The sequence below is a fragment of the Amycolatopsis sp. lyj-112 genome (assembly GCF_046549055.1).
Taxonomy (GTDB): Bacteria; Actinomycetota; Actinomycetes; order Mycobacteriales; family Pseudonocardiaceae; genus Amycolatopsis.
In genome coordinates this window covers 37,920-60,005 of sequence record NZ_JAJPWS010000025.1, presented here as the reverse complement: position 1 = coordinate 60,005, position 22,086 = coordinate 37,920, and the positions used below count along the sequence as shown (strand labels likewise).

Genomic DNA, 22,086 nt, shown 5'->3' with positions numbered 1-22,086 from the left:
GGATCAGGTTCCCTTCGCGGGGACGAGCTGCAGGTACAGCGCGGTCAGGATCGTGTTGACGAAGAACAGGAGCAGGAACGTGATCACCACCGACTGGTTGACGACGTCACCGACGCCTTTCGGCCCGCCCCTGGGGTGCAGGCCCCGGTAGGAGGCCACCACGCCGGCGAGGAAACCGAAGATGAACGCCTTGATCGAGCTGACCACGAGGTCGGGCAGCTGGGCGAGCGCGTTGAAGCTCGCGAGGTACGCACCCGGCGTCCCGCCCTGCACGATGACGTTGAAGAAGTAGCCGCCGAGCACGCCGACGACGCTGACCAGACCGTTGAGCAGTACCGAAACCCCGATGGCCGCCTGGACCCTGGGCACGACGAGCCGGTGGATCGGCGAGACGCCGAGCACCTCCATCGCGTCGATCTCCTCGCGGATGCTGCGCGCGCCGAGGTCCGCGCAGATCGCCGAACCGCCCGCGCCCGCGATGATCAGCGTCGTCACGATCGGGCTGGCCTGCTGCACCACGGCGAGCACGCTCGCCGCGCCGTTGAACTGCTGGGCACCGATCTGGCTCGTCAGCGAACCGAGCTGGAGCGAGATCACGGCGCCGAACGGGATCGAGACGAGGATCGCCGGCGTGATGGAAACACTGGCGATGAACCAGAACTGCTGAATGAACTCGCGGACCTGCACCGGGCGGCGGAACATCGCGAGGATGACATCGAGGCCCATGGCGCACATGCGGCCGAATTCGCGCAGTCCCGCCGCCGCCTTTTCCGGCGCACGGGCGAGCAGGGTGACGGGATTGGTCATCGTCAGGCTCCGCATCCGTTGGGGGGACCCGCCGAGCCGACGCACCGCAGTTTGAGGTTGGTGACCAGCGTGTTGCCCGGCCCGGCCACCAGACCGGTGAGCAACGGGCTCAGATCCTCACGGACCCCGCAACCGGTGAATCCCGGAGTGGAGAAGGTGCTGGTGACCTTCACCGGCGGGGCGGGGAACGCGAGCGGTACCAGCGCCTTGATGTTCACCACGGCCGGCTGCGCCGTCCGGCAGTTCGGACCGACATCGAGGACCTTTCCGTCCACTTTGACATTCGAAAGCTTGATGAACACCTTCGACGTGACATCGGTGTGCGCGCAGATGGCGGTGCCGACCTGCTTGCAGTCGCCCGTGGCGCCGGTGTCCACATCGACGACGCCGGTCGCGTCGCCGTCAGGGATGAGTTCGACGGTGCCGGTGGCGGGCATGAACCGGAAGGAGACGAAGTAGCTCGACGTCGACGGGATGGCGAGCTTGCCGGAGATCGGCGACTTGTCGGTGAAACCGAGGATCATGCCGTCGAACCCGCCCTGCGGGAACGTGATGTCCGAACCGAGTTTCGCGACGCGGCTGGTCGTGGGCTGTTGTCCGTCGCCGACGTGGAAACCGAACTTCAGCCCGGCTTGCGCGGCGGACGGAGGCTGCTGTCCGGGTTCGGCCTGCCGGACCAGCGCCTGGTCGGCGGCCGAGGCGGAAGCCAGCGAAAGCGCCCCCAGCCCCAGCACCGCCGGGAGCAGGAAGGCGCGCAGAACGCGCCCGGTCATCACTGACATTCGGGCTTCCTCATTTCGTACTTCTCGGCCGACGGCCAACTTGTGCAGCACGCTACTTGCGGAAGATCGGGGAAACAAGCAATGCGTGAGGCGGGGTTCGGGGAGGGGAATTGTTGTAATGCGCGTAACTGTTCCGGGGGTGAAAGCGTGAGTGGTAATGACGGTTAGTACCGTCATTACCACTCACGAGTTCGCCTACTTCTTGGTGAGGTTCACCTCCAGGCTGTTCCCGTCACCCGAGGCCATCGCACTGATCAACGGGGTCAGCAGACCGCAGCCGCGGAACTGCGGCAGCTTGTATTCCGCGGTCAGCTTGCCGCCCTTGAGCGGGTTGAACCCGTGCGCCGAGACCAGCGGGATGTCGGCGGGCTGAGCCGTCTGGCACGAGGAGCTCGCCATGATCGGGAAGCCGAAGAGCCGCACCGCGAGCAGGTTGACGTCGGCCTTCGTGTCCGCCTTGACCGCGCCCGCGGTGACAGTGCCCGTCACGTCGCCGACCTGCTTGATCTTCACCGTCGCCGAGGCCGGGAAGAAGCCCAGGAAACGGAACTGCACCGACGACGGCGGCAGCGACAACTGCCCGGTGAACTTGCCCGACTGGGCGTTCAGTTTCGCGGCGAACTCCCCGGGACCGAGGGGCAGCTTCGCGTTCAGCCCGGCGATGGTGGTCTTGCCCTTGACCCCGTAGACGATCTTGGTGTCACCCGGCGGCTGCGTTGTGGTCGTGCCCGTCGGCTGGGTCGTCGGAGTGGGTTCCGTCGTGGGAGTCGGCTCCGTGGTGGGCGTGGGTTCGGTGGTCGGGGTCGGCTCCGTGGTGGGAGTCGGCTCGGTCGTCGGAGTGGGCTCCGTGGTCGGAGTGGGTTCCGTCGTCGGGGTCGGCTCCGTGGTCGGAGTGGGTTCCGTCGTCGGGGTCGGCTCCGTGGTCGGCGTCGGCTCAGTCGTGGGAGTCGGCTCCGTGGTCGGCGTCGGCTCGGTAGTGGGAGTGGGTTCCGTCGTCGGGGTCGGCTCCGTCGTGGGAGTCGGCTCAGTCGTGGGAGTCGGCTCCGTGGTCGGCGTCGGCTCAGTCGTCGGGGTCGGTTCCGTGGTCGGCGTCGGTTCCGTCGTCGGCGTGGGGTCCGTCGTGGGAGTGGTGGTGGTCGGAGTCGTGGTGCCACCACCGGCCGGCTTGATCTCGAACGTCCCCAGCAGCTGGTTCTGTCCCGGCTGGACGACGCAGTCCGAGGTGAACGTGCCGAGGTCGGTCGGCTGCCCCTGAGCGTTCTTCGGGGTCATCGTGGTGCTGAAGTTCCCGACGGTCACCGAAGCGGTACCGGCACTGGGGAACGTCACCGCGGGCGCCTTGCCGCTCGTCTTGACGTGGAAATCGCCCGACTCCGGCACCGGGGTCACCGGGATCGCCAGCGGCAGGCCGAGGTTCAGCGTCTTGTCGACCGGATACTTCAGGACCGCGGCGGCCTTCGCGCTGCCTTCGATCGTGGTGGCCCCGACCAGCGAAAGTCCCGCGGTCGCGTCCGCCGGCACGGTCACGTCGACGTCGAACGTGATCGGGGTGGACGTCTTCCCGGCCACCGCGTCATCGGGCAGCACCGTGTCGATCTTCACGGTCAGCGTCTGATCGCCGATCAGGGGGAACGGACAGGTGTATTTCAGGGTCAGCGACGCAGGCGCTGCCGTGCTCGAGCCTGCCCCGATGACACCCAGGGTGGCAGCGACGGCGGCCACCGTGCCGACGGCCAGAGCCTGCACGGATCTTTTCGATTTCAGTCGGAACTTCACAACGGTCACTCCCGGGGGAATCGGAGAATTGCGGAAGCACAGCCGAAACTCCTCGGCCACGAAAGCGGTAAATTACCTGTGCCCGAACACCCCGGCAAGGACACCGAAATCTCCCCGTTTCTTTTGTCACCCCCGTCATCATGGTCCGGCCCGGAACTGTCACTCGCGGTTCTTGTGACGCGCATGCGGAGAACACCGCCCGGAATTGTCACGCGCGTCCGGAGTCCGCGCGTATTCATTGCGGTCGCACCGAATCCCTCGGTAGGTTCGGCGAACTATCCCAGGGAGTGGCGATGGAGCAGGCTGCCATCGAGGTGACCGGCCTCGCCAAGCACTACGGTGACGTGACGGCGCTCGCCGACGTCAGCCTTCGCGTCGGCCGGGGAACCGTCCTCGCGGTGCTCGGGCACAACGGCGCCGGTAAGACGACACTGATCGACATCCTCAGCACCCGCGTCCGGCCGAGCGGCGGCACCGCGCGCGTATGCGGTCTCGACGTCGTCCGGGCCGGACGCCATGTCCGGAAACGGATCGGCGTCACCGGGCAGTTCGCCGCGGTCGACGACGCCTTGTCCGGCCGGGGAAACCTCGAACTCGTCGCCCGGCTGCTCGGCGCGAACCGGCACCAGGCCAGGGCCCGCTCCGCCGAACTGCTCGCCACGTTCGGGCTCGAAGACGCCGCGGACCGGCCCGCCCGGACGTACTCCGGCGGTATGCGGCGGAGACTCGATCTCGCCGCCGGTCTCGTCGGCGCTCCCGAAGTCCTCTTCCTCGACGAGCCGACGACAGGTCTCGATCCGCTCAGCCGCGCGGGACTCTGGGACGGCGTCGAACGGCTCGCCGCGCGCGGCACCACGGTCGTGCTCACCACGCAATACCTCGAGGAGGCCGACCGGTTGGCCGATCACATCATCGTGCTGGGACTGGGCCACGTCACGGTTTCCGGACGGCCGTCAGAACTGAAGGCCCGCCTCGGCGAACGGACCGCGACCCTGACCTTCGGCACCGACCTCGCCGCGCGGCGGGCACTGGGCGCGCTCCACCGGCTCGGAATGCCGTGCACGACGTCGGGCTCCGGGCTGGTGATCGGTGTCCCGCTGTCCGGCCCCTCGGACATCACGTCGCTGGTCCGCGCGCTCGACGCGGCGGGCGCGCCGATGAAGGACCTCACCGTCGCCGAGCCCACCCTCGACGACGTCTACCTTTCCCTGCACCGGAATCCGGCGGTGCCCTGATGACCGAGGCACGGCACCGCGCACCCGAACAGCTGGCGCCGGCCGAGCCGGCCACCTGGCCCCCGAGCACGTTCGCGACTCAGGTCCGGGTGCTCGCCGCACGTTCGCTGCGGACCGCGTTCGGCGACCGGCGGCTGGTGTTCTTCGGGCTCCTGCAGCCGATCGTGCTGCTCCTGCTGTTCAGCCAGGTCTTCACCGGCGTCAGCACGCTGCCCGGGGTCGCGGCCTACCAGGGCTATGTGAACTTCCTCGTCCCGGCCACGCTGGTGAACATCGCGATGACGACGGCGATGAGTTCGGGCGCCGGTCTGCTCGCGGAGATCTACAGTGGATTCACCGGTCGGCTGCGCTGTCTGCCCATCAGCCTCTCGGCCGTCCTGGTCGCCCGCACCATCTCCGACTCCGCGCGGCTCGCCGTCCAGTTGCTCGTGACCGCGCTGGCGAGTGTGGTGCTGCTCGGATTCCGGCCCACCGGCGGTGTCTTCGGCGTCACCGCGGCGCTTCTGCTCACGCTCGTCGTCGGCTGGTGCCTGAGCTGGATCTTCGTCGCCATCACGACTTGGCTGCGCAAGGCGGAAACCCTGCAGATGGCGTCCTTCGTGGTCATGTTCCCGCTGATGTTCTCGTCCAGCGCCTACATGCCCCTGGAGACCATGCCCACCTGGCTGCGGGTGGTCTCGGCGATGAACCCGCTGACCTACGCGATCGACGCGACGAGGGCGCTGGCGCTCGGGCGGCCATCCGGCTGGTCGATCCCGGTCTCGCTCGGGATCGCCGCGGTGGCGGCACTGGCCGGTGGCTTGATCTCGGCGCGGACCTTCCGGTCACCTCGCGATACGACACCGATGTGAGGTCACCGGCACGGTCCGTGAAGGCCTCCTTGAGGGACTCTGAGTTCCTCAAGGAGGCCTTCACGGACCTTTGGTCGCGAGTGGCAGCGACTCCAGGTGGTCCGCGGCGGCCAGGACACCCCCGGCCGCGGCGAACGAGGTCCGCACCCGTCCGGCGGCCGCCGCGTAACCGGGCACGGTCAGGACTTCGGTGATCGCGTCGCGGATGTCCGGCGCCTTCACCCGGTCGAAGCGCAGCCGCACACCGGCTCCCGCGGCCTCCACCTGCTGAGCCAGCATCGACTGGTCGTCGCGGATCGGGGCGATCAGCAACGGCAGCCCGGACGCGAGCGACTCGCTGACGGTGTTGTGCCCGCCGTGACAGATCACCGCCGCGGCTTTGCGCACCACTTCGGCCTGGGGAATCCTCTTGGCCAGCAACACTTCGTCGCTGAGCAGTCCCCCGCTCGGATCGACGACCAGCCCCTGGACGTCCGGCAGGCCGGCGAGGGCGTCGACGCATTCGGACAGGAAGCGGCGGCCGAGCGCGGCGTTGGCGGTGCCAAGGGTGACGAGCACGAGCGGGCGGCCGTCGAGCAGGTGCCACGGAAAGCCCACCGGTGGCGCCGGAGCCAGCGCCGGGCCGACGAACCGGACCGCGCCGCCGTTCGCCCTCGGCCCGGCCAGTGCCTCGGTGGTGAAGGCGAGCACGAGGTCCGGCGAAAAGCGCAGATCACCGCAGGAGACCTTGTTCCGCATCCGGAGGCCGTCCTGCAACCCGTCGATCCAGGCGGCGATCTTGGGCATCCCGCCCAGCGGGTCGCCGAGTTCGGTCGACGTCGAAGCCGAAGTCACCCAAGGCAAAGAGCGGCGGCTCGCCACCAAGGTGCCCGCGAAGGCCTGCTGATCGACGATCACGACGTCAGGACGGAAGGCGTCCACCGCCTTCTCGACCCCGGGGACCATCGCGTCGGCGAGCGGGACCAGGTACTGCTCCCACAGGAACTTCAGCGCCGCGAAGCCGCGCAAGCCTTCGGGACGCCGCTCGACGGCGAACTCGAGCGCATCGCCCGCCGCGAACACCCGCCCCGCCCTGGTCAGTTCGGACGTGATCGGCTCCGGGCCGCACCAGGCGACGTCGTGGCCGCGTTCCCCCAGTTCCGCGGCGACCGCGCGCAGCGGCGCCACATGCCCGGTGAGCGGCGGGACGACCAGCAGGAACCGGCTCATCCGCACGGACCGCCGTGCCGGGCGATCCAGTTCAGCAGCAATTCCCGTACTTCTCGGTGCTGCTCGACGAGGACCGAATGGCCTTGCCCTTCGAACACGTGCAGTTCACCCTTCGGCAGCAAGGAAGTCAGCGCGTTCAGATCGTCCGCCTGGTACCCGTGACTGCCCAGGATGGACAGTACGGGGCAGTCGATCGCCGCCACCTGGTCGAGCGTCAGCAGCGGGCCGAGCGGGACCTCTTCGGCCATCGTCGTCGACATGATCCGTTCCGCCGCCATCCGCGCGAGCCGCCGGTGATGGGCGCTGTAGTTGGCCTCGATCCAGTCGAAGCTCTCCTCGACCTTGAGGAACCGCACGGTGTGTTCGAGGATCTGCGCCATCTTGTCCGACCACAGCGCGGTCGCGGGCTCGGACTCGATGCACACGATGCTGCGCACCCGATCCGGTTTCGCCACCGCGTAGCTGTAGGCCAGCGTGCCGCCGAAACTGTTGCCCACCAGGTGAACCGGCCGATCCAGGTCGAGCTGGGCCAGAAGGTCGTCGAGGTCGGCGACGAAGTCCGCGATCGTGTACCCGCGTTCGGGGCGTTCGGTCTTGCCGTGCCCCCGCAGGTCGTAGCTGATCACGTCGACACCGGCGGCGGCGACCGGCGGGGCCAGCGTGAGATAGAAACTGGCCAGGCTGTCGGTACCCATCCCGTGCAGGAACACCACGGTCTCGGTACCCCCGCCGGGGACGAGATGCACGTTCGTGCGCAGCCCGTTGACGGTCATCGTCGGCACCCGCTCAGCCCCGTTCGCCGAGGCGCTGGGCCACGTACTCGGCGATGTCGCCGACTCGCAGTTCGATCACGTCGTCGAGGTCCTTCTCTGCCAGGAACTCCGCGAGATTGACGTCGGCCCCGAAGAACTCGGCGAGGATGCTCGCGAAGGTCACCAGGTCGATGCTCTCCAGCTGGAGGTCTTCGTGGAACGTGGTCTCCGGGGTGATTTCGATGCCCAGCACCTCGATGTCGCCGACGAGTTCTCTGAGCAACTCGGCCACGGTGCCGAAGACGGAGGCCGGGCTCTGCTGTTGGACGGTCATGCTCTGCTCCCTTTTCCTACCCTCGGTTCCAGGCCACGATGTGCCCGGATATCCCGGCGAACTCCACCTCGGGACCGATCTCTTCGGCCAGCCCGGCCCGATCGCCCTCCGCCCGGACCGCGATCCGGGGTGCCGGTCCGTTCGCGTCGCGAACGAGGGCGACCGCGAGGTCCCCGGTCTTGGCGACCGCGACGGCCACGGCGAGAGGCGGCAAGATTCTTCCGTGCCGTCCGGACACCGAGGTCCCGTCGGCGCTCACGCGGATCTCGGCCGGATACACCGCCCGCACGCCGTCGGCGGCGAGCCGCGCGCGGACCGCGTCCTTGATCGCGATCCGTTCCAGCAACCAGCCGCGCTGCCGTCTCGGCTCGCACGCCGCGAACTCGGCGCGCTCTTCCGAACCGAGATAGACGCCGGCGTAGATGTCCCGGGCGGCGGGGCTCGGCCACCGGTCGGTGACCACCGTCCAGGAACCCTCGTGGTCCTCGGAAAGCCGGTACCGGTCCGGAAAGGCGTAGACGCGGTGGGCGGCGCGGTCGCACGGGAACCGGATATCCCGCCACTGCTCGATCCGCGCCAGCACCACGCCGTCACGCACCAGTTCGGCGTCCATCTCCAGCACGTCCGGCCGCGGCAGGCGGACCCGGACCAGGCATTCCACCCGGGCCCCCGGCGGGGGTTCGGGGGCGTACCAGGTGATCCGGCCCATCGACGTCGGGAACGCGAGCAGCGCGTCCGTCCGGGTGCCCATCAGCCAGCAGCCCAGCAGCTGCCCGACGTTGTCCAGCAGCGCGCCGGGCGCGGCCGGCACCACGAGGTCGCCGCGGATATGCCGTTCACCGAGCCCGGTCAGCCGGGCGAGGCCCTGGTACGCCGGGCCGTGGAACATCTCCCGGCGTGAATAGATCTCGGCGGCGGTCAGCGGCGGTGTGGTCTCCGGTCCGGGCAGCGGCGACCGCCGTGGTGCCGTCGGGAAACCCTGTGCCAGCAGGACGTCCATGCTGGCGTGCGGTCCTATCTGGACACTGATCCGGTCGCCCTCGCGGGTCATCGACAGCGGCACCCGTTGGGCGGGCGCGGCGACGAGCCAGCGGGAGAAGGCCGCGTTGCTCACCCCGGTCGCGATCGTGCCCGGCCAGGCCTCCTCGGCCGCGCGGCAGGCCAGGTCGATGAGCGTCGTCGCCGGCACGGTGGGACGGGAATCCGCCTCTTCCGGCCAGTTCTCGCGCTGGCGGAAGAACCGGTGATCCACCAGATACGGCATGGCCTCCACCGAGAAGTCCACAGTGGATCGCACAGTGGACTGGACGGCGGACGGCGCTTCCCGCCGCGCCGCGTCGACGACGCTCGCCGCGGCCTGCCGGGTCTCGGCGAGCAACGCGGTGAACTCCGCGACGATCGCGTCCGGCACCCCGCCGTCGAGCTCCGGGATCTCTTCGGCTTGTTGCCTGCCTTCGAGCATTCCCCTGGCGTCCTCGGCGACCGAAAGCAGCGTGCCCGCCGTGTCGATCCGGGTCCGGCGCGGTTCCAGCGCCTCGAAGGCCGGCTGACCGCCTTCCACCCACACCGCGGTGGCGACCCGGCGCAGTTGACCGAGGCCGGGCCGAAGCCCTGACGCCGCAGCGACGACCAGATGCGGCCGGTCTCCCAGCGTGTCCGTGACGAACGAGCCGACCTGCCCGGCGCCCGCCTGCACGAACACCCTCGCGCCGTCGGCGTAGAGCGCGTCGACGAGTTCCCGGAACCGGACCTTGCGCACCAGATGGGCCAGGTACAGCTCACGGACCTCCACCGGGGAGGCGGGATACGGCCGCGCGGTGGTCGCCGACCACACCGGGACCCGCGGCGCCTTGAGTTCCAGTTCCGCCGCGAGCAGGGTGAACGGGCCGAGCCGGGAACGCAGCAGCGGGGTATGGAACCCGGACCGGAACGGCAGTGTCCTGGCGACGATGCCGTGCTGGGTGCACAGGCGCTGGAGCCGGGCCGCGGCCGCCGGATCGCCGCAGACGATCGTCTGCCGCGGCGCGTTCTCGTGGGAGATCATCAGTTCCGGCTCGGCGACGAGCAGCCCGGCCGCTCGTTCCGCGGAACAGCCGAGCACCAGGAACTCGGCGTCGGGCAGGGTGAAACCCTGCGGCCAGTACCGGCTCAGCAGGTCCTCTGTGGACTGCCGTGGGTACATTCCGGCGGCCTGCATCGCGGTCCACTCGCCGACGCTGTGCCCGGCGAGCAGGTCCGGGGCGATGGCGAGCCGCCGCAGCGCGGTGTCGAGCAGCAGCCCGACCTGGGACACGCTCGACGCCCTGGCCAGCACGCTCGCGGTCGACCAGTCCGGTCGGTCCAGGCCGAAATGCCGGGCGACGTCGGCGCACCGCGGTTCCGCGTCCGCCTCCAGACCCGGGTAGACGAACGCGGTCTTCGCGCCCTTCTGCCCCAGCAACGGCGCCACGCCGCACCAGATGTCGTTGGGCCCGTGCCAGGACTTGCCTTCGGCGGCGACCTTCGCGAGCACCCTGCGCGCGACCTCGAGCCGTTTCTCGTTCGGCCCGACGATCCCGATGCGGCACGGTCCGGTCCCTTCCCCGTCCCGGTCCGGCCGGTCGAGCAGGAAGCGGAGTTCGTCCGGAGTGGACGCGGCGAGGCGCAGGACCTGTTCCGGCTCCCCGGTCACCTTGGCCCGGTGCGATCGCACCGGCGCGGGATCGGCTTCCTCCAGCACGATATGCGCGTTGACCCCGCCGAAACCGAACGCGTTGACCGCGGCCCGGCGCGGCACTTCCCCCGCCTTCCAGCGCTCGGCCTCGGTCAAGGTGCGGAACCGGGTCTTGTCCAGCAACGGATGCGGATCCGTGCAGTTCAGGGTCGGCGGCAGAACGGCGTGATGCAGCGCGAGCGCGGCCTTGATCAGCCCGGCGGCCCCGGCGGTGGGCATGGTGTGCCCGATCATCGATTTGACCGTCCCGGCCACGGCGCGCGGGCCTTCGGGCGGGCCGAACACCTCGGCGAGGGTCGCCAGTTCGGCCGCGTCCCCGGTCGGCGTCGCGGTCCCGTGCGCCTCCAGCAGGCCGAGCGAGCCGGGCGCTGCCGGGTCGAGGCCCGCCGACGCCCACGCCCGGCGCAGCGCCAGGGTCTGGCCCGCGACGGCGGGGCTGAGCAGGCTCGCGCCCTTGCCGTCACTGGAAGTCCCCGATCCCCGCAGCACGGCGTAGACCCGGTCGCCGTCGCGGCGCGCGTCGTAGAACCGTTTGAGCACCACGATCGCGGTGCCCTCGCCGATCAGCAGCCCGTCCGCGTCGCGTGAGAACGGGCTGATCCGCTGGCTCGGCGAAAGCGCGCCGAGCTGGGTGAACATCGACCAGAGCGTGTCATCGTGGCAGTGGTGCACCCCGCCGGCCAGCACGACGTCGCACCGGCGCCGGGCGAGTTCACCGATCGCCTGGTCCACCGCGAGCAGTGACGAAGCGCAGGCGGCGTCCACTGTGTACGCCGGTCCGCCGAAATCGAGCCGGTTGGCGACCCGGGACGCGGCCAGGTTCGGCACCAGGCCGATCGCGGTGTCGGGCCGGAACTCGCCGAGTGGTTCCAGCAGCGCGTCGCGGAGCCTGTCGAGCATTCCCGGGCTCGCGGACGGCAGCAGTTCGCGGACCGTGCCGGTGATCTGCCGGATCGACCGGACACGCTGCTCGAACCGCTGGAGCCCGGGCGAAAGGTAGCCGCCGCGGCCGAGGATGACGCCGACGCGTTCGAGGTCGCCCAGCCGCTTCAGCCCGCCAGCGTCGTCGACCGCCGACGCGGCCACGGCCAGCGCGATCAGCTGGTCCGGCTCCATCCCGGCGATCGAGCTGGGCGCGATGCCGAGCGCGGCCGCGTCGAACTCCAGGCTTTCCGCGACGAACCCGCCGCGCCGTGCGTAGGTACCGTCGGGTGTCCGGCCGTCGCCGGCGTGGAAACTCGGATCCCACCTGTTCTTCGGGATCTCGGTGATCGCGTCCGCGCCGGAAACGATGTTGTGCCAATACTCGTCCACAGTGGACGCGCCGGGCAGGAAGACTCCCATGCCGACGATCGCGACGGGCTCTTGGTTCACCACAGCGAGGCCGTGTAGAGCACCGAGCGGACGTCGGACGAGCCGTAGGCCAGCTCACGCAGGAGGGCGGCGGTACCTTCGGCCGGGTCGATCAGCTCGACCTCGCGGCGTTCGTACTCCCGCGCCAGCTCGGGGGACACCATGCCGGCGTGGTCGTCCGAGGGCGCCCACGGTCCCCAATGGACGGTCAGCGCCCGGCAGCCGGTTCGGTCCGCCCACTGCTCGCCGAGGCTCTCCAGCGCGTCGTTCGCCGCCGCGTAGTCGGTCTGGCCACGGTTGCCGAGCACGGCGGCGATGCTGCCGAAGAACGTGACGAAACCGGGCCGTATCCCGAAATGCTCCAGGGCGTCGAGCAGCGCTCGCGCACCGTCCACTTTGGTCCCGTAGACCGTCCGGAAGGAGTGTTCGTCCTTGTCCGCCATGAGTTTGTCGTCGATCACCCCCGCCGCGTGGACGACGCCGTCGATCCGGCCGTAGCGGGCGTGCAGGTCCTTCACCACCTGCCGGACGGCCGCGCCGTCCCGGATGTCGAGCGAGCGATAGGCCGCGGTACCCCCGGCGGCCTGGATTTCGCCGAGCGTCCTGGCTATCTCGCGCTGGGCCGCCACCGTCCTCGCACGACGTTCGATCTCGGCGACGGAGCCGCCTCGGGCGGCCAGCGCCGAACGCATTCCCTGGGCATCGCCGGGCAGGTCTTCGTCACCGGGCTCGGCGGGCCACTGCGTACGCCCGGCCAGTTCGATCCGGCATCCGCTCGCCGCCAGCGCGATCGCCGCCCGTGCGGTGATCCCGCGGGCGCCGCCGATCAGCAGCAGTACCGAGTCCCCGTCGAGCCCGAGCGCCTTGGTCTCGCCACCGTCGGGACCGGCTCCCGCGTAGGCGAGGGAACCGAGAGGGTCGGCCAGCGGTTCGAAGGTCGCCCGGCCGGCGGAGTCGTACCGCACCGTCGCCGGGCCCTCACCGACGACTTCCTCCAGCACGATCCGGCCGAGGTCCACTGTGGAGTCCAGCTCCACCAGCCTGGTCGGCTCGGTCCGTTCCCGGGCGGCGGCCCGGACCAGGCCGCGGAGCCCGGCGGTGTGCCCGGCACCCGGCCGGGCCACCACGACCACCGTGCCCTTGGCGCCCTTGAGCAACCCGAAGATCTGCGCCGCGACCGGTTCCTCGGACTCCGACAACGGGTTCAGCGCGACGACGATGTCCGCCTCGCCCCGCTCCCCCGGCGCCGCACCGGCCTCGGTGAACACCGCCTGGACCGACTCGGCCAGCTCCTCCTGCCCGGGTTCGAAGGTCACCGCGATCGTCTTGCCGCCCACCCGAGCGGTGTCCGGCCGCCCGAGCGGCGCGGCGAGGCGGGTGAGCAGGTACCGGCCGGGCGCGCGGCCCGCCGGTGTCTCCGCGGGCGTCGCGGCCGTGACGACCGGGGCCGCGGGTTCGAGCCACTTCCGCAGCCGGGTGGCCAGCGCGCTCGCCGTGCGATCCCGGCTCAGCTGGTCCTGGCCGTCGTCCTGGACCCGTCCGGACAGGCCGAGCTTCGCCAGCAGCGAGCCCGCGATTTCGGTGCGCTTGATCGAGTCGATGGAAAGATCCGCTTCGAGGTCGAGATCGGCGTCGATCATTTCGGCCGGATAGCCGGTGCGTTCGCTGATCGCGCCGATCACCGTGGCGAGGACGTCGACTTCGGCGGCGGCGACCGGTTCGGGCAGGGGCTCCACGACAACGGGAACCGACACCACCGGCGCCTCGACCGGCCGCTGCAGCACCGGCACCACCGGGGCAGGGGCCGGGGTGATCGAAGCGGCGCCGAGGTAACCCAGCATCACGTCCCGCTGTGCCGCCAGCAGTTCGCGACTGGTGCGGAGGTACTCGACGACGGCCTGGTCACGACCGGGCGTGGGCTGGTTCATGGTCGTCCTCGGGATTCGTCGGGCGGGCACGAGCCCATGGGCGGGGACCTCACCGCCGGGCGCGCGGACGAGCGCGCCGTCCACGGTCCAGGCGGGTACGGGGAGCGGGCCGACGCGGACGCGGACGCGGCCGCGGAAGAGCCGTTCGGTGCGGACTTCGGTTCCGGTGAGGGCGAGCCGTGCGAGCGCGGTGAGGAAGCCCCGCAGCCCGGGACCGCCGGGGTCGCAGGCGATCACGGTGTGCGGGCGGTCGCCGAGGATCTCCTTGGCGAGACGCGAAAGCACCTGACCCGGCCCGGCCTCGACGAACGTCCGCGCGCCCGCCGCGTACATGTCCTCGATCAGGTCGACGAACCGCACCGGCGCACCGATCTGGGCGGCGAGTTCGGAACGGACCTTCCCGGGCGCGTACCGGCGTGAGGTGCGGTTCGACCACACCGGAAGACCCGGGTCGCCGATCTCGGCGTTGTCGAGGTCGACGGCGAACACGTCACTCGCACCGGCCACCAGCGGGCTGTGGAAGGCACACGCGACCGGGATGCGCTTGGCCGCGATGCCACGCTCCCGCAGTTCGCGGACGGTGTCCTCAACCGCGGCCGTCGGTCCGGAAAGGACGGTCTGACCGGGTGCGTTGTGGTTGGCCAGCACGACGTCCGGGCGGTCGAGCGCGGACAAGAGGTCTTCACGGGAGGCCTTGACCGCGGCCATCGCACCCGGGTCGGCACCGGTGACCTCGGCGATCGAGCGGGCCCTCGCCCGGCTGAGCGCCACCAAGGTCGTGGTGTCGAAGGCGCCGGCGACCGACAGGGCGGACAGTTCGCCGTAACTGTGCCCGGCCACCAGATCCGGCCGGACACCGAGGTCGGCCAGCAGCCTGCACACGGCCGATTCGACAAGGCCGAGCGCCGGCTGTGCGACACGGGTGTCCCTGAGCGCCTCGTCCTGCGCCGCCCGGGTCTCCTCGCCGAAGGCACGCGGCGGGAACGTGGTCGCGGCGACGTCGGGTGCGAGCCGCAGGACGTCGGCCAGCTCCGGGAAGTGCACGAACAGCTCCGCCAGCATGCCGGTCCGCTGGCTGCCCTGGCCGGGGAACAGGAACGCGACCTGGCCGGGTTCGGTGACCTCGCCGGTCAACCCGCCCGTGCCCTCGGCGGCCTCGCGCAGTTCCGCGAGATCACCCGCGACGACCGCGAGCCGCACCGGCCCGGAGCCACCGCGTTCGGCGGCGAGGGCGGCGAGTTCCCGGAGCGGGCGCCCTTCGTTCGCCGACAGCAGGTCGCGCAGCGTGGCCCGGGCGCCCTTTGGGTCGGAGCCCCGGAGCAGGAACAGTTCGGCGTCCCAGTCCCGGGGCCCGTGCCGCCGGTCGGGCGGGACCCCGGGGGCGGCCAGCACCGCGTGGAAATTGGTCCCACCGAACCCGAACGCGCTCACGCCGGCGAACTCGCGTCCGCGCGGAAGCGGCGTCGGCCGGGCGCCGGTGGAGAAGGTGAAGGGACTGCTTTGCGCGTCCCAGGCGGGATTCGGCCTGCTCAGGTGCAGCGTGGGCGGCACGACCTCGTGCCACAGCGCCAGCGCCGCCTTCATCAGCCCGGCCAGCCCCGCGGCACATTTCGTGTGCCCGATCTGGCTCTTGACCGAACCCAGCGCGCAGCCGCCCGCCGCGGCTCCCGCGTCGAGGAAGAACTCGGTGAGGGTGGTCAGTTCGGTGGCGTCGCCGACGACCGTGCCGGTGCCGTGCGCCTCCACCAGCGAGACGTCCGCAGGTGACACTCCGGCGTCGCGGTAGGCGCGCATCAGCGCTCGCCGCTGCCCCTCGGGGCGGGGCGCGGTCAGCCCGAGCGCCTTGCCGTCGCTGGCGGCGCCGACGCCCTTGACCACGGCGTAGACCCGGTCGCCGTCGCGTTCGGCGTCGGCCCGCCGCTTCAGCACGAGGCAGGCGACGCCCTCGCCGAGCGCGATCCCGTCCGCCGCCGCGTCGAACGGACGGCACCGCCCGGTCGGCGAGAGCGCGCCCGCGGAGGTGAACATGAGGTAGTCGTTGATGCCGTTGTGCAGATCGACCGCGCCGCACAGGACCATCGCGCTGGTGCCCGCCCGCAGTTCCTTCACCGCGAGGTCCAGCGCCGCCAGCGACGAACCGCATGCGGCGTCGACGGTGTAGTTGGTGCCACCGAGGTCGAGCCGGTTGGCGATCCGGCCCGAGATGACGTTGGCGAGGGTGCCGGGGAACGAGTCCTCGGTCAGTTCCGGCAATTGTGCGAGCAGTTCCTCCGGCACCTCTTCGAGGTAGCTGGGCAGCAACGCGCGCAGGACCCCGGCGTTCGCCAGATCTCCCCCGGCCTCGGCGCCGAAGATGACGCTGGTGCGCTCGCGGTCGAAGCTCCCGTCGCCGTAACCGGCGTCTTCGAGCGCGCGGCGCGCCGTCTGCAACGACACCAGCTGGGCCGGGTCGATGCTGCCCATCGACGACGGCGGGATCCCGTAGGACAGCGGGTCGAAGTCCACCGCGGGCAGGAAGCCACCCCACTTCGACGTCGACTGCCCGGCGTAGGTTTCCTTGTCCCAGCGCTGATCCGGCACCTCGGTGACGGCGTCGGCACCGTGCAGGACGTTGGACCAGAACGCGGGCAGATCCGGTGCGCCGGGGAACACGCACGCCATCCCGACGATGGCGATGTCACCGTCCATAGAGGACTCCTGAGTTCGCGGCACAGGGGCGCTGAGCAGTTCTGCCGCGCCTTCGGTGACTTCACGGTGCAAGGCGGCGATCCCCGTGCGCTCCTCACGCAGGACCGTGACCTGGCCCGCCATGTACATGCCCTCGACGAGTTGCGCCCCTTCGTCCACCTCGACGAGCGCGGCGCCCTCACGCCGGATCCCCTTGCTCGCGATGCGCAGCCGTCCGGTGTTCAGCTCCTCCAGCCGCTGCCAGCTTTCCTGCGGCGCGACCCCGTCCGCGCGGAGCCCGGCCTTCAGCGAAGCGAACTCGTCGGTGTACGGGCTGGGGAGGCACCGGGTGAGGTGCCCCGGCGCGGTCTCCAAGGTGACCGTGGACCGGGCATCGATCACCCGGTCCTGGAAGGTCCCGGTGATGGCACCGTGCGTGACGGCCTCTTCGGTGAACAGGTACGCGGTGCCCATCAGCACGCCGATCCCGGCACCCCGCGCCGCGAGCGGCTCCGCCATCGCAGCGACCATCGCGGCGGAACGGGCGTCGTGCACACCGCCCGCGAACAGCACTTCGACGTCCTTGGCACCGTGCTCACGGAGGACGTCCAACTGCTGTTCCCACAGCACGAAACTCGACCGCGGGCCGATGTGGCCGCCGCATTCGGCGCCCTCGAAGACGAACCTGCGGATCCCGGCGTCGAGGAACTGCCTCAGGAGGATCGGCGAGGGCACGTGGAGGAAGGTCGCGATCCCGTCGGCTTCGAGTGCCTTGGCCTGCACCGGTTTCCCGCCCGCGATCAGCACACAGCGGGGGCCCGCGGCCCGCACCGCGGCGATTTGTTCGGTGCGCAGTGCTTCCGGGACGAACCCGAGGATGCCCGCGCCCCAGGGCCGGTCGCCGAGCGATTCGGCGGTGCGGCCGAGCAGTTCGGTGGTCTTGACGCCGTTCGCGGTGGCCACGGCGACGAACGGGAAGCCGTCGTGCGCGGCGACCGCGGCGGCGAATCCGGGCTGGTCGCTCACCCGCGTCATCGGCCCCTGCACGACCGGAAGGGCCGTCCCCAGTGTGCGGCACAGCCGTGTGCCCTGCTCGGCGGGACTCACCGAAGCCGGTGACGTCAGCGACCGGACCACCGCGCGGACGGCGCTTTCCGCGTCACCGAAGCGATTCGCGAACAGTGCGGAGAGCCCGTCGTCGGCGCGGGCCAGTTCGTTCCGGCGCGAGGACGGCACATCGGCCTCGGGGAACAGGCCGAGGCCGTCGAGCACCACCCCGGCCGCACCGCCGGCGATCGCGGCCACCGCCGTCCGCGGCCCGATGCCGCCGTACGCCCACACCGGGACGTCGTCGCCGAAGCGCTCCAGCAGCCGCTGCAGCAGAACGAACGTGGTGAGGTCCGAGCCGCCCGCCTCGGCTCCTCGCGCCACCAGACCGGAGGCGCCGGTGCCGAGCATCCGGACGGCCTGCTCGACACCGGTCACCTCGGCCAGCACGGGAAAGTCGCCCTTGCCCGGCCAAACTGCCCCTTCGGCCAGCAGAACGAGACCCGCACCGCTTTCCCGTACCTCTTCGGGCCGCACCTGGCGGCCGGCCGGGATCCGGACCCCGAACGGGAACTTATAGTCCACTATGGACCCGAGATCGCCGTCCCCGAGATCGAGGACGCCGAGCCCGCCACCCCGGGCGACGGCCGCCGCCAGCCCCGGATCCGGACGTCCGAGAGGGTTGACCCCGAGTACCCGCGTGCGCGCCGTCGCATGACTCACCGGCGGACCTCCTGTTCGGCTGTGGCTGGTCGAACCTCGCCGAGGCTCGGCGATCTTCAGCGGGATTCCCAAGAAATAACCTACTTGCCGCAGAGAGCGCAATAGTCCCGCACGAAAACTCGGAAAACAAGAGAACGCATGCTAAAGTCCGGCGCCGAGAACAAATATGTCGACACGTCCAGAACGAGCCTCTGACCTGCACTTTTATCACTCGCATTCCACTTCTGGACAACGGTTTGCTCACCGGCGTCACAAAGAATAAGAATTGTCATCGAAAGCAGCTAAATAGCCCCTGGAGCACATGTGGAAGTGACAGGACGAGTAGTCGCGCTGACCGGTGCGGCGCACGGTATCGGCGCCGCCATGGCCCGGCGGTTCGCCGCCGAAGGCGCGGCCGGAGTGGTGGTCTCCGACCTCGACCTCGACGCGGCCGAAGCCGTCGCCGCCGGGATCGTCGCCGCGGGTGGGGCCGCGATCGCGCGGCGCGCCGACGCGGCGTCCAAACAGGACTTGAAGATGCTGGTGAGCGAGGCGCGCACGGAATTCGGCCCGGTCGATCTGTTCTGCTCCAACGCCGGTGCCGCGTTCGGCACCGGTGTCCACGCGGCCGACGAGCAGTGGACGCGGTCGTGGGCGGTCAACGTCATGCAGCATGTGCACGCCGCGCAGGTCGCGCTGCCCGCGATGCTGAGCCGGGGACAGGGCTATTTGCTGATCACGGCTTCGGGCGCGGGGCTGCTCGGTACACCCGGCGACGCACCGTATTCGGTGACCAAGCACGCCGCCGTCGGGCTCGCCGAATGGCTGGCCATCACCTACCGCCCGCGCGGGGTACGGGTCAGCGCGCTGTGCCCGCTCGGCGTGCGGACCGCGCTGCTGGAACCGGGGATCGCCGCCGGGCATCCCGCCGCGCTCGCGATCGCGGCCGCCGCACCGCTGCTGGAACCGGAGGACGTCGCGGAATCCGTGATCCACGGCCTGGCGTCGGAGGAATTCCTGATCCTGCCGCACGAATCGGTGCGGGAGACGTACGCGGAGAAGGCACGCGGCCTCGACGAATGGATCGACCGCACCATCCTCGAAACCAGCGCGCGGAGGGGGTGAGCATGGAATACCGCAGGCTCGGCGCGAGCGGGCTGTCCGTCAGCGAGATCTCCCACGGCAACTGGCTCACCCACGCCGGCGGCGCGGCCTGCGTCGAAGCGGCGCTCGACGCGGGCATCACGACGTTCCACACCGCGGCGGCCTGGGACGGTGGTGCCGCCGAGGAGAACCTCGCCGCGGCCTTGGCCCACGCCCGCCGCGACGATCTCGTGGTGTGCACCGGGATTTTCTGGCCCGAAGGCCCCGGCCCCAACGAAGCCGGGCTCAGCCGCAAGCACCTGAGAACGTCACTGCACGGCTCGCTCCGGCGCCTGCGCACCGACTACATCGACGTCTACCAGTTGCTGCGCTTCGACTACCGCACCCCGCTCGACGAAACGTTCCTCGCGCTGTCGGATCTGGTGCGGCAAGGGAAGATCCTCTACGCCGGGACAGCGGAGTGGACGGCCGAGCAGTTGCTGGAGGCGAAGCCGATCGCCGAACGGCACGGCGTCCCGCTCGTCGCCAACCAGCCGCACTATTCGATGCTCTGGCGCGTCGCCGAGGCGCAGGTGATGCCGGTGTGCGAGCGCGCCGGGATCGGCCAGTTCGCGTCCGTCGCCCTCGCGCAGGGGGTGCTGACCGGCAAATACCGGCCCGGCCATATCCCGCCGGATTCGCGGGCGGCGGTGCCGGGCGAGGCCCGGAAAGCGGTGTGGCCGCTGCTGATGCCGGATCTGATCGAACGCGTCGGCATGCTGCGCGGCGTTGCCGACGAGGCCGGGCTGACCATGGCCCAGCTGGCGCTCGCCTGGGCACTGCAGCACGCCACCGTCGCTTCGGTGGTCACCGGGGCGAGTAACCCCGCGCAGGTCACCGAGAACGCGAAGGCGTCCGGGATCACGCTGGACCTCGACGTGCTGACGCAGATCGACCAGCTGCTGGGCAGTTTCGTGCAGACCGATCCGCGGCTGACCTGGTCACCACCCGCGTCCGGCTGACGTCATGAGTGCGTCGGGCCGCAAGTAGTCCTCTACTTGCGGCCCAGGGCGGTCCGCAGGATGGCCTCGAACCGGTCCACCGTCAGCTGATCGTCGCGCAGGAGCCCTTGCAGCAGCAGTCCGTCCACGAGCCCCACCAGCATCTCGATCCGCACCGGATCGTCGGTGTACCGGCGGGCGAAGTCCGCCAGGGCCTCCATCCAGCGATGGGTCGACTCCCGGAGCTCGGGGTCCCGCACGGCCAGCAGGTACAGCTCGTATTCCGCCAGCAGATGCCCGGGCTTCGCGACGACGTCGGCCATCAGGACGGCGAGTTTGCGCAGCGTGTCCGCGCCGCCGTCGGCTTCCTCCGCGAGCGCCCGCATCCGCTCGGCGTCCTCGTCCATGCACCGGGTCAGCGCCGCGGTCAGCAGGTCTTCGATGCCACGGAAGTGGTACGCGGCCGCCGTCGCGGGCAGTCCCGCCTCACGCGCGACCGTACGGTGGCTGACCCCGGATACGCCGTCCCTCGCGACGATCCGCAGGGTCGCCTCGATCAGTTCCCGTTTGCGTTGCTCACCCTTGGCGAGACGGCCGTCGGTGGTCGGCTCGTTCAGCACGGCACTTCCCTTCCGGCGCGGACCTCGGTCTTCCTGCTCAGCAGAGGATACGAGAGCGACGCGATCAGGATCATCGAGCCGCCCGCGACGACCGCGACGACGAATCCGCCGTCCGGCCCGAATCGCTCGACGGCCCCGCCCGCCACCGCGGCGCCGAGTGCGACCCCGATGCTGAGGCCGGTGATCGCCCAGGTCATCCCCTCGGTGAGTTTCTCCGCCGGGACGATCTTCTCGATCATGCCCATGACGACGATCATCGTGGGAGAGAAGAACAATCCGGCTATGAAGACCACCACGCTCAAGTTCACGATGCCGTCCACGGCCAGCAACGGGACCGCGCTCGCGGCCGTTCCGGCGGTGCCGATCAAGAGCAGGCGCGGTGGCGAAAGAGACGCCTTGAGCGTCCCGAAGACCAGCCCGGAGATCGCGGATCCCACCGCGTAGACCGAGACGACGATGCCGGCGGCCGCGGGATTCCCCAGGTGCTGGGCGAACGCGACGCTGACGACGTCGACCGTGCCGACGATGACGCCCCCCGCCACCAGCGTCAGGACGAGTACCCGCACCGCGCCCAGCCGGATCGCGGAACCGCCCGCCGAATCGCTCGCCGGCAGGACGGGCGGTTCCGTCTCGCGCCGCGCCACGAACAGCAGCACGCCCAGAGCGAGGAACACCACCGCGACGAGCGGCCCGGCCTCGGGGAAAACGGTGGTGCACAACGCCACCGACAGCGCGGGCCCGACGACGAACGTCAGCTCGTCGACCACCGCCTCCAGCGAGAACGCGGTGTGCAGCCGCGGCGAATCGCGGTACAGCAGCGACCACCGGGCCCGGACCATCGCCGCCATGCTGGGCATGAACCCGGCCAGGACCGCGAACAGGTAGAGCGTCCACACCGGCGCCTCGAACCGGGCGCAGAGCAGGAGCGCGCCGAGCGACATCACGCTGATCCCGGTCACCGGCAGGAGGATCCGGCTCTGCCCCCGGCGGTCCACCAGCCGCGAGACCTGCGGCCCGAGCAGCGCCATGGACAGCGTGAACGCCGCCGAGACCAGCCCGGCGAGGCCGTAGTCACCGCGCATCTGCGCCAGCATGGTGATGATCCCGATCCCCATCATGGGGACGGGGATCCTGGCGACCAGGCCCGCCGCGGAGAAGGCGATCGAGCCCTTCACGGAGAACAACTCGCGATAGCTGCTGGCCACGGCACGCTCCACAACTTGAAC

At 70.5% G+C, this 22,086-nt stretch carries 14 protein-coding genes; 4 read left to right on the top strand and 10 right to left on the bottom strand.

Annotated elements, in window-relative coordinates; genetic code table 11:
- Nucleotides 1-3 precede the first annotated feature (3 nt).
- From ACLJRL_RS40285 to ACLJRL_RS40275, 3 genes are all read right to left on the bottom strand, one after another.
- A complete protein-coding gene (locus tag ACLJRL_RS40285; protein ID WP_410661678.1) occupies nt 4-807 on the bottom strand; it encodes an MlaE family ABC transporter permease in 804 nt (267 codons plus the stop codon).
- A 2-nt stretch (nt 808-809) separates the two neighbouring features.
- The gene (locus ACLJRL_RS40280; protein ID WP_410661677.1) at nt 810-1,589 is read right to left on the bottom strand and encodes a hypothetical protein; all 780 of its coding nucleotides are present in this window, start codon (nt 1,587-1,589) and stop codon (nt 810-812) included.
- Nucleotides 1,590-1,784: 195 nt separating this feature from the next.
- A complete protein-coding gene (locus ACLJRL_RS40275; protein ID WP_410661676.1) occupies nt 1,785-3,335 on the bottom strand; it encodes a DUF6801 domain-containing protein in 1,551 nt (516 codons plus the stop codon).
- A 323-nt stretch (nt 3,336-3,658) separates the two neighbouring features.
- Here ACLJRL_RS40275 and ACLJRL_RS40270 point away from each other — a divergent pair, with 323 nt between their 5' ends.
- Nucleotides 3,659-4,600 carry an ATP-binding cassette domain-containing protein gene (locus ACLJRL_RS40270; protein WP_410661675.1) on the top strand — a complete coding sequence of 314 codons (942 nt, stop codon included), beginning with the start codon at nt 3,659-3,661 and terminating at the stop codon, nt 4,598-4,600.
- On the top strand, nt 4,600-5,451 hold the full coding sequence (locus ACLJRL_RS40265; RefSeq protein WP_410661674.1) for an ABC transporter permease: 852 nt from the start codon (nt 4,600-4,602) through the stop codon (nt 5,449-5,451). The genes ACLJRL_RS40270 and ACLJRL_RS40265 overlap by 1 nt, the downstream gene beginning before the upstream one ends.
- Nucleotides 5,452-5,511: 60 nt before the next feature.
- Here ACLJRL_RS40265 and ACLJRL_RS40260 read toward each other — a convergent pair whose 3' ends face one another.
- The 5 genes from ACLJRL_RS40260 to ACLJRL_RS40240 are packed head-to-tail and all read right to left on the bottom strand — an operon-like array spanning nt 5,512 to nt 18,177.
- Complete coding sequence (locus tag ACLJRL_RS40260; RefSeq protein WP_410661673.1) at nt 5,512-6,660, bottom strand: glycosyltransferase; 1,149 nt, start codon at nt 6,658-6,660, stop codon at nt 5,512-5,514.
- Nucleotides 6,657-7,442, bottom strand: coding sequence for an alpha/beta fold hydrolase (locus tag ACLJRL_RS40255; RefSeq protein ID WP_410661672.1), 786 nt, complete (start codon nt 7,440-7,442; stop codon nt 6,657-6,659). Before ACLJRL_RS40255 ends, ACLJRL_RS40260 begins: the two co-directional genes overlap by 4 nt.
- A gap of 4 nt (nt 7,443-7,446) precedes the next feature.
- The gene (locus ACLJRL_RS40250) at nt 7,447-7,746 is read right to left on the bottom strand and encodes an acyl carrier protein (protein WP_410661671.1); all 300 of its coding nucleotides are present in this window, start codon (nt 7,744-7,746) and stop codon (nt 7,447-7,449) included.
- Between the two features lie 16 nt (nt 7,747-7,762).
- Nucleotides 7,763-11,833, bottom strand: a complete 4,071-nt coding sequence (locus ACLJRL_RS40245; RefSeq protein WP_410661670.1) for a beta-ketoacyl synthase N-terminal-like domain-containing protein — start codon at nt 11,831-11,833, stop codon at nt 7,763-7,765.
- Nucleotides 11,830-18,177 carry an SDR family NAD(P)-dependent oxidoreductase gene (locus tag ACLJRL_RS40240; protein ID WP_410661669.1) on the bottom strand — a complete coding sequence of 2,116 codons (6,348 nt, stop codon included), beginning with the start codon at nt 18,175-18,177 and terminating at the stop codon, nt 11,830-11,832. Before ACLJRL_RS40240 ends, ACLJRL_RS40245 begins: the two co-directional genes overlap by 4 nt.
- Before the next feature lie 303 nt (nt 18,178-18,480).
- Here ACLJRL_RS40240 and ACLJRL_RS40235 point away from each other — a divergent pair, with 303 nt between their 5' ends.
- The gene (locus ACLJRL_RS40235; RefSeq protein ID WP_410661668.1) at nt 18,481-19,281 is read left to right on the top strand and encodes an SDR family oxidoreductase; all 801 of its coding nucleotides are present in this window, start codon (nt 18,481-18,483) and stop codon (nt 19,279-19,281) included.
- Between the two features lie 2 nt (nt 19,282-19,283).
- Nucleotides 19,284-20,261, top strand: a complete 978-nt coding sequence (locus ACLJRL_RS40230; RefSeq protein ID WP_410661667.1) for an aldo/keto reductase — start codon at nt 19,284-19,286, stop codon at nt 20,259-20,261.
- Nucleotides 20,262-20,293: 32 nt separating this feature from the next.
- Here ACLJRL_RS40230 and ACLJRL_RS40225 read toward each other — a convergent pair whose 3' ends face one another.
- A complete protein-coding gene (locus ACLJRL_RS40225; RefSeq protein WP_410661666.1) occupies nt 20,294-20,860 on the bottom strand; it encodes a TetR/AcrR family transcriptional regulator in 567 nt (188 codons plus the stop codon).
- Nucleotides 20,854-22,065: an MFS transporter gene (locus ACLJRL_RS40220; protein WP_410661665.1), complete on the bottom strand. Its 1,212-nt coding sequence runs from the start codon at nt 22,063-22,065 to the stop codon at nt 20,854-20,856. The genes ACLJRL_RS40225 and ACLJRL_RS40220 overlap by 7 nt, the downstream gene beginning before the upstream one ends.
- Nucleotides 22,066-22,086: the final 21 nt, after the last annotated feature.

Bases quoted from the DNA above. Each gene is read 5' to 3' on its own strand.
- ACLJRL_RS40270 (WP_410661675.1), top strand. From the start codon at position 3,659: ATGGAGCAGGCTGCCATCGAGGTGACCGGCCTCGCCAAGCACTACGGT.
- ACLJRL_RS40260 (WP_410661673.1), bottom strand. From the start codon at position 6,660: ATGAGCCGGTTCCTGCTGGTCGTCCCGCCGCTCACCGGGCATGTGGCG.
- ACLJRL_RS40280 (WP_410661677.1), bottom strand. From the start codon at position 1,589: ATGTCAGTGATGACCGGGCGCGTTCTGCGCGCCTTCCTGCTCCCGGCG.
- ACLJRL_RS40230 (WP_410661667.1), top strand. From the start codon at position 19,284: ATGGAATACCGCAGGCTCGGCGCGAGCGGGCTGTCCGTCAGCGAGATC.
- ACLJRL_RS40285 (WP_410661678.1), bottom strand. From the start codon at position 807: ATGACCAATCCCGTCACCCTGCTCGCCCGTGCGCCGGAAAAGGCGGCG.
- ACLJRL_RS40265 (WP_410661674.1), top strand. From the start codon at position 4,600: ATGACCGAGGCACGGCACCGCGCACCCGAACAGCTGGCGCCGGCCGAG.
- ACLJRL_RS40250 (WP_410661671.1), bottom strand. From the start codon at position 7,746: ATGACCGTCCAACAGCAGAGCCCGGCCTCCGTCTTCGGCACCGTGGCC.